Raw genomic sequence first — 14,326 nt, forward strand, 5'->3', positions numbered from 1 at the left:
CGTGTCAACAATTATAAAATCAGGTATTTTTAATACCACATTATATCGCCTTCAATTTCCAATCAAAGATTGAATCGGTTTCAGAAACCTTCTCCTTATTTTCCACCTTCATGAGAAATTCCAACGCATGGTTATGTCCTCGGGCAGAAGCCTGTTGGAACAAATGTTTTGCCTTGGCATAATCCTTCTCAACACCTTTTCCGAAATAGTACATCAATCCCAGATTGAACTGCGCCGCGGGAGAATTCAATTCAGCCGCCCTTGAAAGAAGTTCTGCTCCTTTCGATAAATCTTTGGGGTATCCATGCCCTTCTATATGAAACACAGCCAGATTAAACAATGCGGAAACATTGTCTCTTGAAGCAGATTTTTCAAACCAGTATATGGCATCGCCCGCGCTGGTTGAAGTTCCGTAACCGAATGTGTACATATATCCTAAATTATTCATAGCATCAGTATTATCATGTGCTGCAGCCTTTTTATATAGCTTGAATGCTTCCGAATAGCTCTTAGTGACTCCCCAGCCATGCCTGTAAAGACTGCCTAATCCCACTTGCGCTTGGGAGTGTCCTTGCAAAGCAGCCAGACTGAGATATTTTCTGGCTTTAGAATAGTCGATGTCTGTTCCTATGCCATAAGCATACATATAGCCCAGATTGTTCTGAGAATCCGCATTGCCGTTATCTGCCGATTCCAGGAATAACTTCATGGCCTTTTTGTAATTCCTTACCCCGGTCTTACCCTGATAATATATATCACCTAAAATAAACTGGCAATGTTTTGCTGTGTCTATTTTTGCCAGTTTTAAGTACAGAGTCGCGGCATCCCCGTATCTTTTCTGTCTGTACAAACTATCTGCCTGCATATAAAGATTCTGAACATCGCCCAAAAACCAGGTATATATAGTATTACGGTTTTTAAGCCCCAGTACAATCATTGCCAATAAAAGACAGATTCCCAAAGCAATAGTTATGTGTTTTATTTTCCCTTTCATAAATCAATAATTATATTCAACTATAGGATACTCCAGAGAGTCACTGTTTCCAATATTCACTATTTTTTCCCAACTTTCTGTAATTCTTCACTTTAAGCGTTCCCAGTACTTTCTTTGCAGTACTCCAGTACTTCCCTGAAAGTACTACAGTACTTCTTAGGCAGTACTCCGGTACTTTCGGGGAAGTACTGGAAGCAGGTGAAAGCATCTGGTTCATTCACTTAAACACCAGCTCTTCCGCGTCGCCAAAGTTATCATATCCTGTGGTAATCACCCAATCGCCGGGCTGCAAACCTTCGGTTATTTCGTATTGCAGGGGGTTCTGACGCCCGATTACCACCGGAACCCTTCTCGCCCGGGTCTTGTCGGCATTGAGTTTGTAAATCCACTGCCCGCCGGTCTGCGAATAGAAATTACCGCGCGGAATTACCAAGGCTTGTTCCGGTTGCCCTAACTCAATCTGTACCCGGAAGCTTTTTCCCAGACGGACGTTTTCAGGCATTTCTCCCGTAAAGACTAAGTCCACATCAAAGGTGCGGTCTTTCACCTCCGGCACCACCTTGCTGACTTTCAAGGCATAGCGTTTTCCCTGATAAGTTACGGATGCCGGCAGACCTACCGTCACCCGGTCTACGTAGTATTCGCTCAGGGAAGCATGCACCTTGAACTGCGACATCACTTTCACTTCCGCCAGATTCTCTCCGGCTGCCACCTGCTGGCCCAATGTGACCTTCACAAAACTGAGCTGCCCATCGGCCGGTGCACGTACCACCAGCTCTTCCATCCGCTGCAAAGAACGCTCCAGCTTCTTCTGTTCCCGTTCCCGGTCGTTTCGCAACAGCTCTCTGCGAATGACCGTCATGGCCGAATCGCTCTGCAGACTCTGCATCTTCAGCTGAGTAGAAGCCGTTTTATAGCGGTACTCATCTTCCGACACTTCCAACTGCGCCTTGCTGCGGATGCCCATGCGGTATTCTTCCTGCTCCAGTGCAAAGCTTTTCCGTATCTTGTTCAACTCGTAAGCAGCCTCCAGCGTCTGTTGTTTCAAGGTCAGACTTTTCTGTTCCATCTCAAGGGCCTTCTCCTGATAAGAGATGCGTTGCTTCTCCCATTCATCCCGCTGGTCATCTATCTCGCGCAACAGGTCCGGATTGGTCAGCAGCAAGATGGTATCTCCCTGCTGTAAAAGGCTTCCCTCCTCGGCTACGATGCGGGCTACATTACCCGACTCGCGGGCATTGACCATCAAAGTCAGAATGGGATGCACCACTCCTTCCACGTCCACGTATTCACGGAAAGGAGCCTGCTTCACCTCGGCCAGTTGCACAGAGTCCGCATCAATGCGTAAACGCTGTGGCCCGGAAGCCAGTATAACCACATAAATCAGTCCGGCCAGCAAAAGTACGCCGCCCGCCAGATAAAGACGATAGCGAACGTACCAGGGTTTCTTTTTCAATTGTATATCCATAATCGGTTTGTGTTATAGTTCAGGTAAAGTTTCAGTCAGCGGACAGTTCCGGTAAAAATCATATTGTGTCAGGCTGCGAAGTCCGTAATACAGCATCCAGTAGGTTTTCAGGGCCTCAATATAATTGCGCCGGGAGGTATCTTTCTCGGTGGTGGCCGCATTCAAATCGAGTACCGACGATTTGCCCATCAGGTAAAGGCGGAGGGCCACTTCATACCGCCGGCGGGCTGTTTCGTCGGTACGGGAAGCTACTTCCACCTGCCGTGCCTGAAGGTTAAACTGCCGTACCATCTGCCGCACGTTCAGTTCAAAATCATTCATGCCCTGTTCCACCTGGGTATTGACCAGCTCGATGTTCGATTTGGCCACACGTACCTTTCCTTTTCCTCTCCCCCAGTCCAGTATCGGAATCACTACGGACAGGCTCACGTATTGCTGGTCAAGCGGGTCACGATAAGAATCCCGAAGACGGGCAGCGGTCTGCGAAAGTCCGAACTGGAAGTACAAATCCGCTTTTAGTCCCCGACTGGCACGAGCAGAGGCCAACTGGCTACGACTCTCCAACTGCATCCGCCGGTAGGTCTCAATTTCCGGACTGTGAAAATGTGCCTGTTCCAGTGCCTTGTCCAAAGGCACTTCAAAATCCGGCACACTGTCATGCGGAATCACCTCTATCTCTTCTTCCTCCCGGATACCTAAGAAAGAACGGAAGGTAAGCATCGCGTCTTCCACACTGATACGGGCTTTCATCAGGTTGGTTTCCTCGGTCAGTTTGTTCACTTCCAGCTGCAACATCTCGTTCTCCGTAATGCTGCCGATGCGATACCGTCCGCGGGCATAGCGATACAAGGTATCAGCGGAAGCATAGTTGGCTCGGGCAATCTCCAAGTCGGACTGGGCAGATGCCAGTGCAAAAAACAACTCGCATGTTTTCGAAGCAATCAGCTCCAGCGTCTCACTATATGTTTTCTTAGCCTCCTGAAAACGGACGGGCTCAATGCGGCGGTTCCACTTCAAGGAGTTATAGCCAAAAAGCGACTGACGGTAACCTACCGTGAAAGGCTGGGTGTTATAAGCCGTGCTTTTCTCGCCCAGTTCATCCATACGCTGGGCGGCGGTCTGCATGAACAAGTTACCTCCCGTGAACCAGACGTTTTGGCTGACGGAAAGCGTCAGGTCGGTAGCCAGCTGGTTCTGGCGGAGAAACAGTTCCGTACCGTCAGGCTGGGTTACCTTATTAATCTGCCGGTTCAGATAAGGCGATGCAGACAAACTTACCTCAGGCAGGTAGTCTGCCCGAAACGAACGGTAACTCCAGTAAGCTGCCCGGTAGGTATGCCGAGCAGCTTCTGCCTCTGGAGAGCTGGCCTGCGCCAACTGAATAGCCTCTTGCAGCGTCAGCTTCTCTCCCCACACAACTTGCCCGCAAAAAAGCAGGCAACTCATAAGCCACAGTATCTTGTTTCCCATCTTCATACGCATAGTTATCTGCTTTTTTATATCCAAAAACTGTGCCATTCAGATAACGCACTGATTATGTAGAAGATAGAGGAATCGAGCAAATTCACACCGTGTGCGCATCCGCACAAAAAGCGTGCGAAAATGCACATACAGCACATGCAAAAAAGCATTATCTTTGCGAAAGACACCTTGATATTATATGGAAGAAAAAGGAAAAATACTCATCATTGACGATAACGAAGACGTGCTCTTCGCCTTGAACCTGCTGTTAGAGCCTTATATGGAGCAGATTCGAGTAACCACACAGCCTACACGGATTGAACATTTTATGACTACCTTCCATCCCGATGTGATTCTGCTCGACATGAATTTCCAGCGGGATGCCATCAGCGGGCAGGAAGGGTTTGACTACCTGAAACAGGTTCTCCGTATCGACCCGCAAGCGGTAGTGGTATTCATGACGGCCTACGCGGATACGGGAAAAGCGGTGCAGGCCATTAAAGCCGGGGCTACTGATTTTATCTCCAAACCATGGGAGAAGGAAAAGCTGTTGGCTACATTGTCGGCTGCCGTCAAACTCAGCCGCTCACGCCAGGAAGTAGAACGGTTGCAGAACGAGGTACAGGCCCTGAAAGGAGACGACCGCATTCCGGAACTGATTGGCAACTCCCCCGCCATGCAGAAGGTAAAAGAAACCATCTACAAGCTTTCTGATACGGATGCCAACTTGCTCATACTGGGAGAAAACGGTACCGGAAAGGATCTGGCCGCACGCATGCTGCGCTTCTTCTCTCCCCGTCGGGAGCAGGTCTTTATTCCCATCGACTTGGGAAGTATTCCGGAGCAGTTGTTCGAAAGTGAGCTCTTCGGGTACGAGAAGGGTGCTTTCACGGATGCCCGAAAAGCCAAGCCGGGCAGAATGGAAACGGCTTCGGGGGGTACGCTGTTTCTGGATGAAATCGGTAACTTGTCCCTGCCCATGCAGGCCAAGTTGCTGACGGCCATCGAAAAGCAGTGCATCACCCGACTGGGAGCAGTCAATCCGATACACATCGATGTCCGGCTGATTTGTGCCACCAATGCCAACCTGCATCAGTTGGTGGCAGAAGGAAAATTCCGTCAGGATTTGTTGTACCGCATCAATACCGTGGAACTTCACATCCCTCCTTTACGCGAACGTGGAGAAGATATTCTGCTGTTAGCTACACATTTTCTGAATCAGTACAACCGGAAATACCGCAAGGAAATCAAGGGACTGACGCGTGAAGCCAAAAACAAGTTGCTGAAATACGAATGGCCGGGCAATGTGCGTGAATTGCAGCACACCGTAGAGCGTGCCGTCATCCTGAGCGAAAACGGCCTCCTGAAACCGGATGATTTCTTGTTTCCACAAGGGAATGCTGCCGCTCACCAACCTGCACTGACGGAGGAACTCAACTTAGAGAAACTTGAAAAGAATGCCATCGAACGGGCCTTGAAAGTGAGCGCAGGAAACATGAGCAAGGCTGCCGAACTATTAGGAATTACACGTTTTGCACTTTATCGGAAACTGGAAAAATGGGGCTTATGAAAACGTATGGATACTACCTGATACTGCACATTTTAGGACTGACAGGTCTGATTATCGCAGGTGTTTTAGCCATGCTGCATGGACTGTGGTTCTGTACCATCATCTGCGGACTGTTGCTCATTGGCATCTGTTACAGCCTGTACCGCATACAAATCCGGCAGACTGAAACCATGTACCGGCTCGTGGAATGCATGAAACAGAATGACCTGGGACAGCGGGTTTGCGCACCTTTTGCCGACCCGCAGATGCAGAAGTTAGCAGAAGAACTTTCACAGGCTCTGAAGAACCTGCGCACCCGTATAGTAGATGAGGAGGTAAAGCACCAATACTATGAAATGCTGCTGAACAAGGTAGATACGGCCGTCCTCGTCACCGACCGAAGCAACCGGATGGAATGGATGAACAAGGCAGCCCGCGAACTATTGGGACACTGCGCCCATCTGCCCGAAGAAATCAGCACGGCCATTCAGGAAAACCAGCAGGTGGCTCACCTGCAAAAAGGAAACGCCACTTTCGACCTCTCCCTGTCGGTCACTCACATCCAGCTGCAAGGACGAACCTGCCGGCTGATTAGCTTGAAAAACATCCACGGCGCATTGGAGTACAAAGAAATGGAAGCTTGGCAAAAGCTGATACGGGTACTGACGCATGAAATCATGAATTCCATCACCCCAATTATCTCTCTGGCAGATACATTGAATGAACGAAGCCAGGAGCATCCTGATGATGCACGTACGCATACCTACATACAGCAAGGGCTACAGGTCATCTACCGCCGGGGAAAAGGCTTGCTGGAGTTTGTAGAAAATTACCGGAAACTGACCCGTATCTCGGCCCCGATGAAGACGGAAATCCCACTGGAACAGTTTCTTTCCGACCTGCAACGACTTTACCCGGAACTGGAAGTGCAGTATAAATGCCCGTCTTTCCAGCTCACCTGGTATGCTGACCGCACACAGATGGAGCAGCTATTTATAAACCTGCTGAAGAATGCCCGTGAAGCATGTGCCCATCGCTCCCATCCGGACATTCGCATCCAGGTAGAAACTCATGCCCAGGAACTCATTTTCGAAATCAGCGATAACGGAGAAGGTATGCTGCCGGAAGTGACGGAACGTATCTTCGTGCCTTTCTTCACCACTAAGAATAACGGTTCCGGTATCGGCCTTACCCTCTGTAAACAGATTATCAGCCTGCACGGGGGACAAATCAGCGTACAAAGCACAGCGGGGAAAGGAAGCCGTTTCCGCCTCTCTTTCCCCGCCGTATAAGTATATGGTTTAATTACTTATTTCATAACCCATTGCAGACAAACCGGTTTATCGGTATGGATAGTCTTGCCAGTATCCTGCAAAAGACCGGTTTCTGCATCACGCGCAAACACCTGAATCTCATTGGTATCCCGGCAAGCTACCAGCAGAAACTTGCCGTTCGGTGTAATCGTGAAATTACGCGGATGAATGCCCGTCAACTGATAGCCCACCTTGGTCAGTGTACCATCGGAAGGAGAAACCTTGAAAATAGCCACGCCATCTGCTTGCAGACGGTTGGAAGCATACAGGAATTTTCCATCGGGCGACAGATGAATATCCGCACTACCTTTCGCGCCCACCGTATCTGCCTTGATGACTTGCTGCTGTATCAGGGTCTTTCCATCATACGTCCACACCACTACTTCGCCAGACAGTTCCGTCAACAGATACGCATGTTTTCCCTGCTTGTCAAAACAAGTATGACGCGGACCTGAACCTGGAGCCAACTCAATATCAAAAGCAGCCGCTTCATCCAATAAATCCGTTCCTTTCGTTCCTGGAGTTTGTTTTACCGGAAAAGCGTGAATACGGTCCAGTCCCAAATCGTTTGCCAAAAGCAACTTCCCGTCGGGAGTGAAATACACACAGTGCAAGTGAGGCTGCTCCTGCCGTTCCTTATTGGCTCCTTTTCCCTGGAAGGAAATGACATGCCCCTCTCCTAACTTTCCATCCGCCAGACGAGGGAAAACCGTAATATTCGCTCCCATGTAATTGGCGGTCAACACAAACTTGCCATCCGGACTCACCGTAATATAACACGGTGAAGCTCCACCCGTAGACTGGCTGTTCAGCAACGCCAGCCCCGAAGTCAACGTATCCAATGCCAGCGCATTAGCCGTAAACCCTTTTTCCGTCTCTCCCACGGCATACACATGCGTACCGTCTTCCGTCGGCACTAAAAACGACGGATTCTCAATTCCCGACAACGTACTGGCCAGCACGGCCTCTCCCGTTTCCTGATTGAAACGATACGCCTTTATACCTTCCTGATTGGCACTTGCATAACTGCCCACCAGCATTAATAAAGTATCCGGTTCTTGTGACACACTCATTTTCTGCTCACCTTTTCCAGCACAAGCCCCCAACAAAAGAGAGCCGGCACATAACGACATTAAAATGTGCTTCCTCATAGTTCTATATTATCTAAGTAAACAATGTTTCAAAAATAAACTCATAAAAAAACGAAGAACCTTGACTCATTAAACCCAAGATTCTTCGCTTTTTAAAAAAAGGAGAAGCCGTACCCGAGGCGTGACGAAACTCCGAATGACAGGTTTTGAGTGCTCCCCTCCTTTGTAATCCACCGGCATAAATGCTACCCGAAGGCGTGGCCCGCCATTGGAAGTAGAAGCTTGTCTCGGTATTTCTTTAGATTTGATGAGTTTCCCGATTCTGCAAGTACGGCTTCAATTTTGTATTACAAATATACAACAATTATTTGAATATACAAACATAACAAACAAAAAAAGGATGCCTTTTTTAGGGCATCCTTTATACATTGTCTCCGTTTCCGGTGAGATTAAGCAGCTTTAGCTTTAGCAACCACAGCCTTGAAAGCTTCAGGGTGGTTCATGGCTAAGTCAGCCAACACCTTACGGTTGATTTCAATACCTGCTTTGTGCAATGCACCCATCAACTTAGAGTAAGACATACCTTCCAGACGAGCAGCTGCGTTAATACGCTGAATCCACAATGCGCGGAAGTTACGTTTTTTGTTCTTACGGTCACGGTATGCATAAGTCAGACCTTTTTCCCAAGTATTCTTAGCAACGGTCCAAACGTTCTTTCTTGCACCAAAATAACCTCTGGTTAAACCTAAAATTTTCTTTCTTCTTGCTCTAGAAGCAACGTGATTTACTGATCTTGGCATAGTTTTAATTCTTTTTTGAATGATAGCGCCGATATATTCTCAATCGGACTTGAGGCTAATGCATTCGGTTAATAATTTAAAATGATACGTTTTTACGCTTTTGTTAAGATTACTTCATGCAAAGAAGTTCTTTTACCTGAGCTAAGTTAGCATTGTCAACTAAGCCCATGTGGCAAAGGTTTCTTTTCTGCTTTTTAGTCTTCTTAGTCAAAATGTGACTGTGAAAAGCGTGCTTTCTTTTGATTTTACCTGTTCCGGTAAGAGCGAATCTTTTTTTAGCACCGGAGTTAGTCTTGATCTTTGGCATCTTGTTAAAATTTTAATTATTATTATTCACATGGTAACGCACTATACCGGCGCGTTACGCACTTTCTTTTTTATTCTTTGGTTTCAACCACCTTCGCAGGTTCTGGTTTTGCAGCCTTTTTCGGAGTTCCCGGTTTTTTCGGAGACAATGATATAGTCATTCTCTTTCCTTCGAGCAACGGCATCTGTTCTACCTTTGCATAGTCTTCCAAATCGTTGGCAAAACGGAGCAAGAGCACTTCTCCCTGTTCCTTGAACAAAATGGAACGTCCTTTAAAGAACACGTATGCTTTTACCTTATCTCCATCCTGCAAGAAACCGATGGCATGTTTCAGTTTGAAGTTGTAATCGTGTTCGTCGGTCTGAGGTCCGAAACGGATTTCCTTCACGTTTACCTTCACCTGTTTAGCTTTCTGTTCCTTTGCGCGTTTTTTCAGCTGATAGAGGAATTTAGAATAATCTATAATTCGACAAACTGGAGGAACTGCGTTAGGTGAAATTTCGACCAAGTCGGCTTCATGTTCTTCCGCAAGTTTCAAAGCCTGCGCAATCGGATATACCGCCGATTCAATATCATCTCCCACAATACGTACTTCTTTGGCGCGAATCTGTTCGTTGATTCGGTGTTGCCCTTTTAACGTGTCATTTTTCATTAAAAATAGTGTCTTCCTGTTTGTTTTTTGAATTTATAAATTATTTATTTTAAAGTCCGTTTGCCGCAGAATTTTGATTCTGTCAGCAAACGGCTGCAAATTTACCATTTATTTATCATATTATGAACTTCTTCTGCAATATTTTTTGCAAATTCTTCGATTTTCATGGTTCCTTTGTCTCCTTCACCCTGCTTACGTACGGCAACTTCACCATTTTCGGCTTCTTTTTCGCCCACAATCAGCATGTAAGGGATGCGTTTCATTTCGTTGTCGCGAATCTTACGGCCAATCTTTTCGTTACGGTCATCTACCAATGCACGTACATCATACTTTCTCAGTTCCATGCGTACCTTATCGGCATAGTCATTGAATTTCTCAGAGATAGGCAGGATAGCCACCTGATCCGGAGTCAGCCACAACGGGAACTTGCCGGCAGTGTGTTCAATCAGCACAGCCACGAAACGTTCCATTGAACCGAACGGAGCACGGTGAATCATTACCGGACGATGTTTCTGGTTATCTGAGCCCATGTATTCCAACTGGAAGCGTTCCGGCAGGTTGTAGTCCACCTGAATGGTACCCAGCTGCCAGCGACGACCGATGGCATCCTTCACCATGAAATCCAGTTTCGGACCGTAGAATGCAGCTTCACCATATTCCACTTTCGCCTTCAAGCCCTTTTCTTCGCAAGCTTCCACGATAGCCCGTTCTGCCTTTTCCCAGTTTTCATCGCTACCGATGTATTTTTCGCGGTTTTCCTTGTCACGCAAAGAAATCTGTGCTTCAAAGTTTTCCAGACCCATAGAAGTGAACACGATAGAGATGATGTCCATCACGCGGAGGAACTCATCTTTCACCTGGTCAGGACGGCAGAAGATGTGCGCATCATCCTGTGTAAAGCTACGTACACGAGTCAATCCGTGCAACTCACCACTCTGCTCGTAACGACATACCGTACCGAATTCAGCAATACGCAGCGGCAAGTCACGGTAAGAACGCGGAGAGTTCTTGTAAATCATACAGTGATGCGGACAGTTCATCGGTTTCAAGAAGTATTCTTCGCCCTCTTCCGGAGTATGGATAGGCTGGAATGCATCTTTACCATATTTTGCATAGTGACCTGAAGTCACATACAACAGTTTGTTACCGATAGGCGGACACATTACTTCCTGATAGTCATAACGTGCCTGAATACGACGGAGGAAGTCCTGCAGACGGATACGCAAGGCAGTACCTTTCGGCAACCACATCGGAAGTCCCTTACCGACTGTATCCGAGAACATGAACAAATCCATTTCCTTACCAATCTTACGGTGGTCACGTTTCTTGGCTTCTTCCAGCATTACCAGATATTCATCCAGCATTTTCTTTTTCGGGAAAGTGATACCATAGATACGTGTCATCTGTTTGCGGTCTTCCTGACCTCTCCAGTAAGCACCAGCTACTGACAGCAGCTTAATAGCCTTAATCGGAGCAGTAGACAGCAAGTGCGGACCACGACAAAGGTCGGTAAACGCACCCTGAGTGTATGTACTGATGTGACCATCTTCCAATTCAGAAATCAGCTCACACTTGTAAGTCTCACCTCTGTCACCAAACATTTTCAAGGCATCTTCCTTTGAAATGCTCTGGCGAACCAGTTCTTCCTTCTTGGCAGCTAGTTCAGCCATTTTCTTTTCAATGGCAGGCAGGTCACCTTCCTTGATCACAGCCTCACCCGGATCTACGTCATAATAGAATCCGTTTTCGATAGCCGGACCGATACCGAACTGAATACCCGGATACAATTCCTGCAATGCCTCAGCCAGCAAGTGTGCACTTGTATGCCAGAAGGCATGCTTTCCTTGTTCGTCTTCCCATTTATAAAGAACGAAGTTTGCATCTTCGTTGATAGGACGATTCAAATCCACAGTTTCACCGTTCACCCCACAAGCCAATACATCCTGTGCCAGACGGGAACTGATGCTTTCTGCAATCTGCAGACCAGTAACTCCTTCGTTATACTCGCGAACGGAGCCGTCAGGAAAAGTTATCTTAACCATAGTCTTTTTGTATTAATCTGTTATTGAGACGCAAAAATATAAACTTTTTAGTTAAAGAAAAATATTGCATCCAATTATTTCTCCTCTATTGTCGTAAATCGCTTGATAATATTGTAGGCCGAGAATATTCCCAGTTCACCAGCCTTACTCAAATCCTGAATACCCTGGCGGTTGTTACCCAAGAAGATATTCGTCAGTCCGCGATTATAATAGGCATCCGCAAAACGGGAATCCAGTTCAATGGCCTTGTTGTAATCTACCAACGCAGCCCGATAGTCTTTCATCACTGCCAGAATATTACCCCGGTTATAATATGCATACACAAAATCGGGAGCCAGTTCAATTACACGATCCAAATCTTCACGCACCTTATTATAATCATACGAACGCACCTGCAGGTTCTGTTCCTCTACCGTTTCCACTTCAAACTTCCGGTCGCGCTTGCGGTATTCCAACTGTTTGTAGTAAATCAGTGCACGACTGAAATAAGCCGGGAAGAACGTAGAGTCACAACGGATAGCCTCATCCAGGTCCTTCAACGCATTGTCAAAGTCCTGCACCAGATAGAAGTCGAGTGCACGGGCATAATAATACAACACATTACCCGGTTCCTTCACAATGGCAGCCGTCCGCTCATCAATGGAAGCAAAATGCTGCTTCACCTGCTCCTCCGACAACGAAGCCTCATTATTCGTAATCAGCAGACGATGCGGAAGCACCCTGCGTGCATTCAGGTCGTCGATACCTTTATAATAATTGACCTGACGCTTCACCTCTTCCGGACGCTCGTAGTAATTCAGGGCAAACATCGGCTGTGGCAAAATCGTCATATTCTTGTCCTGCACCCTTCCACGGTAATCCGTCTTGTAACGGTCGTCTTCCGAATCATTGTCGGCCACCACAATCTTGCGGTAGTTTTCCACGTTCTTATCCGATTTCTTACGCGTCTTATCGTTCGAAGCCGTCTGCTTTTTCGTACCGTTCTGCGCTTCAATCTGCGCTTTCAGCACCTTAAATTCGTCGGCATCCGCCCCTTTCAGGTCGCCCACCTTTCTTCTGGCCTGCGCACGATACTGGTATCCAGCCAAGAAGTTGGGATATTCTTCCAGCACCGCCGAATAGTCCTCGATAGCTCCGGGATAATCACCCGTACGGTCGCGCAGCAAGCCCCGGTTGAAACGAGCCATCAGGTTGTCCGGCTCCATCTTGAGCACAAAGTCAAAATCCTCAATCGCGCGGTTGTCATCCCCTACCTGTGCACGAAGCAAACCACGGTTATAGTGTCCGATAAAATTGTTCCGGTCTACATCCAGTGCCAGGTCATAATCCGACATCGCCCCTCTCAGGTTATTCTGATGGTATCTTGCCAGTGCACGGTTGATATACACGCCCGCATTACGCACCGACAGACGAATTGCCTCTGTCAAGTCCGTTTCCGCATCCTTATACTTTCCGCGTTGCAAGAACAGCATACCGCGCGACGACCATGTATCCGGATTATAGCGGTCCATCTCGATAGCCTTGTCCGCATCCGTCATGGCCTGCAGCGTATCCTTCTGTTTCAACGACACCTCCGTACGCATCAGGTACGCATCCGTATAACGCGGAGAAATACGAATCAACGTATCCAAATCCACACGTGCCTGCGCATATTCCTCCTCGTGCATCCGGCACAAAGCTAAGTTATGCCACAGACTGATATTCTCCGGATCCATCTTCAGAGCCTTACGGTAATCCTGGATAGCCCCCTGATAATTCTGCTGACGGATACGGGAAATACCGCGAATCTGATACGCATTCACCACAAAAGGATTGCGTTCCAGCGCCTGCGAACAGTCAGCTTCCGCCCCCTGATAATCATCCAGGTTCATCTTGGCCAGTCCACGATAAAAATACGGCTCAGCCAGATACGGTTTCGCCCCGATTACCTGATTGAAATACTGGATAGAGAGGACATAATCCTCAAAATAAAGTGCATTTTTCCCGATGGTCATAACCCTGTCCGTATTAATCTGCGACAGGGCAACCACCGGGAAAAACATACCTATATATAATATGTATAGGATTCTTTTGATCATTTCACTGTTTTCACTTTATAAGAGCAACGAGCTTTACCATTCACCATACCGTTCAGCTTGCCACGAATCATCTGTTTGCGCAAAGCCGACAAATGATCGATAAACATGGTACCATCCAGGTGGTCGAATTCATGCTGCATCACACGGGCCAGATAGCCTTCCACCCACTCATCGTGCGGCTGCATGTTTTCATCCAGGTAAGTCACGTGAATCTTGTCCGGACGCTTCACACTTTCGTGGATACCCGGCAAGCTCAGACAGCCTTCTTCCATCGAAACCAGTTCACCGCCTGTTTCCAGAATATGCGGATTGATGTACGTACGCTTGAAATCCTTGAACTCCGGCATATCATCCGACAGCACGTCCAGGTTCACCACTACCACACGGATAGGAAGCCCGATCTGAGGAGCAGCCAGTCCCACCCCGTCGGCACGGTCCATCGTTTCAAACATATTTGTAATCAGCTCTTTCAAGCCCGGATAATCTGGCGTAATATCTTGAGCCTCCTGACGCAATACAGGCTGCCCGTATACATAAATAGGTAAAATCATATTATTCAAAAATTTATTAA

12 protein-coding genes are annotated in these 14,326 nt (G+C 47.5%); 2 read left to right on the forward strand and 10 right to left on the reverse strand.

Annotated elements, in window-relative coordinates; translation table 11 throughout:
• Positions 1-40: 40 nt before the first annotated feature.
• The 3 genes from WKT20_RS01080 to WKT20_RS01090 all read right to left on the reverse strand — a co-directional run bounded on the left by WKT20_RS01080 (position 41) and on the right by WKT20_RS01090 (position 3,908).
• A complete protein-coding gene (locus WKT20_RS01080; protein WP_340416670.1) occupies positions 41-994 on the reverse strand; it encodes a tetratricopeptide repeat protein in 954 nt (317 codons plus the stop codon).
• Positions 995-1,211: 217 nt separating this feature from the next.
• Positions 1,212-2,462, reverse strand: coding sequence for an efflux RND transporter periplasmic adaptor subunit (locus tag WKT20_RS01085; protein ID WP_340416671.1), 1,251 nt, complete (start codon positions 2,460-2,462; stop codon positions 1,212-1,214).
• 12 nt (positions 2,463-2,474) lie between these two features.
• On the reverse strand, positions 2,475-3,908 hold the full coding sequence (locus tag WKT20_RS01090; RefSeq protein WP_340416697.1) for a TolC family protein: 1,434 nt from the start codon (positions 3,906-3,908) through the stop codon (positions 2,475-2,477).
• 214 nt (positions 3,909-4,122) lie between these two features.
• On the opposite strand from WKT20_RS01090, the gene WKT20_RS01095 reads away from it, so the two are divergent.
• Positions 4,123-5,493 carry a sigma-54-dependent transcriptional regulator gene (locus WKT20_RS01095; RefSeq protein ID WP_340416672.1) on the forward strand — a complete coding sequence of 457 codons (1,371 nt, stop codon included), beginning with the start codon at positions 4,123-4,125 and terminating at the stop codon, positions 5,491-5,493.
• On the forward strand, positions 5,490-6,764 hold the full coding sequence (locus WKT20_RS01100; RefSeq protein WP_340416673.1) for a sensor histidine kinase: 1,275 nt from the start codon (positions 5,490-5,492) through the stop codon (positions 6,762-6,764). The genes WKT20_RS01095 and WKT20_RS01100 overlap by 4 nt, the downstream gene beginning before the upstream one ends.
• 17 nt (positions 6,765-6,781) lie before the next feature.
• Here WKT20_RS01100 and WKT20_RS01105 read toward each other — a convergent pair whose 3' ends face one another.
• From WKT20_RS01105 to def, 7 genes are all read right to left on the reverse strand, one after another.
• Entirely contained in the window at positions 6,782-7,936 is a 1,155-nt protein-coding gene (locus tag WKT20_RS01105; protein WP_304265613.1) for a lactonase family protein, read from the reverse strand.
• A 389-nt stretch (positions 7,937-8,325) separates the two neighbouring features.
• Positions 8,326-8,676, reverse strand: a complete 351-nt coding sequence (gene rplT, locus WKT20_RS01110) for a 50S ribosomal protein L20 (protein ID WP_007560377.1) — start codon at positions 8,674-8,676, stop codon at positions 8,326-8,328.
• Positions 8,677-8,785: 109 nt separating this feature from the next.
• Positions 8,786-8,983: a 50S ribosomal protein L35 gene (gene rpmI, locus WKT20_RS01115; RefSeq protein ID WP_007560375.1), complete on the reverse strand. Its 198-nt coding sequence runs from the start codon at positions 8,981-8,983 to the stop codon at positions 8,786-8,788.
• Between the two features lie 70 nt (positions 8,984-9,053).
• Positions 9,054-9,635 (reverse strand): translation initiation factor IF-3, encoded by a 582-nt coding sequence (gene infC / locus WKT20_RS01120; protein ID WP_117701545.1) that lies wholly within the window; start codon positions 9,633-9,635, stop codon positions 9,054-9,056.
• A gap of 101 nt (positions 9,636-9,736) precedes the next feature.
• Positions 9,737-11,677 carry a threonine--tRNA ligase gene (gene thrS, locus WKT20_RS01125; protein WP_118441414.1) on the reverse strand — a complete coding sequence of 647 codons (1,941 nt, stop codon included), beginning with the start codon at positions 11,675-11,677 and terminating at the stop codon, positions 9,737-9,739.
• Positions 11,678-11,751: 74 nt separating this feature from the next.
• On the reverse strand, positions 11,752-13,755 hold the full coding sequence (locus tag WKT20_RS01130) for a tetratricopeptide repeat protein (protein ID WP_340416674.1): 2,004 nt from the start codon (positions 13,753-13,755) through the stop codon (positions 11,752-11,754).
• A complete protein-coding gene (gene def, locus WKT20_RS01135; protein WP_022053636.1) occupies positions 13,752-14,306 on the reverse strand; it encodes a peptide deformylase in 555 nt (184 codons plus the stop codon). The genes WKT20_RS01130 and def overlap by 4 nt, the downstream gene beginning before the upstream one ends.
• Between the last annotated feature and the right edge of the window lie 20 nt (positions 14,307-14,326).

It is taken from the genome of Phocaeicola sp. ICN-14070 (assembly GCF_037892625.1).
Classification (GTDB): domain Bacteria; phylum Bacteroidota; class Bacteroidia; order Bacteroidales; family Bacteroidaceae; genus Phocaeicola; species Phocaeicola plebeius.

Excerpts from the sequence above, each read along its gene's own strand:
- WKT20_RS01080 (WP_340416670.1), bottom strand. The coding sequence starts at position 994 with ATGAAAGGGAAAATAAAACACATAACTATTGCTTTGGGAATCTGTCTT.
- WKT20_RS01085 (WP_340416671.1), bottom strand. The coding sequence starts at position 2,462 with ATGGATATACAATTGAAAAAGAAACCCTGGTACGTTCGCTATCGTCTT.
- WKT20_RS01090 (WP_340416697.1), bottom strand. The coding sequence starts at position 3,908 with ATGAGTTGCCTGCTTTTTTGCGGGCAAGTTGTGTGGGGAGAGAAGCTG.
- WKT20_RS01095 (WP_340416672.1), top strand. The coding sequence starts at position 4,123 with ATGGAAGAAAAAGGAAAAATACTCATCATTGACGATAACGAAGACGTG.
- WKT20_RS01100 (WP_340416673.1), top strand. The coding sequence starts at position 5,490 with ATGAAAACGTATGGATACTACCTGATACTGCACATTTTAGGACTGACA.
- WKT20_RS01105 (WP_304265613.1), bottom strand. The coding sequence starts at position 7,936 with ATGAGGAAGCACATTTTAATGTCGTTATGTGCCGGCTCTCTTTTGTTG.
- rplT (WP_007560377.1), bottom strand. The coding sequence starts at position 8,676 with ATGCCAAGATCAGTAAATCACGTTGCTTCTAGAGCAAGAAGAAAGAAA.
- rpmI (WP_007560375.1), bottom strand. The coding sequence starts at position 8,983 with ATGCCAAAGATCAAGACTAACTCCGGTGCTAAAAAAAGATTCGCTCTT.
- infC (WP_117701545.1), bottom strand. The coding sequence starts at position 9,635 with ATGAAAAATGACACGTTAAAAGGGCAACACCGAATCAACGAACAGATT.
- thrS (WP_118441414.1), bottom strand. The coding sequence starts at position 11,677 with ATGGTTAAGATAACTTTTCCTGACGGCTCCGTTCGCGAGTATAACGAA.
- WKT20_RS01130 (WP_340416674.1), bottom strand. The coding sequence starts at position 13,755 with ATGATCAAAAGAATCCTATACATATTATATATAGGTATGTTTTTCCCG.
- def (WP_022053636.1), bottom strand. The coding sequence starts at position 14,306 with ATGATTTTACCTATTTATGTATACGGGCAGCCTGTATTGCGTCAGGAG.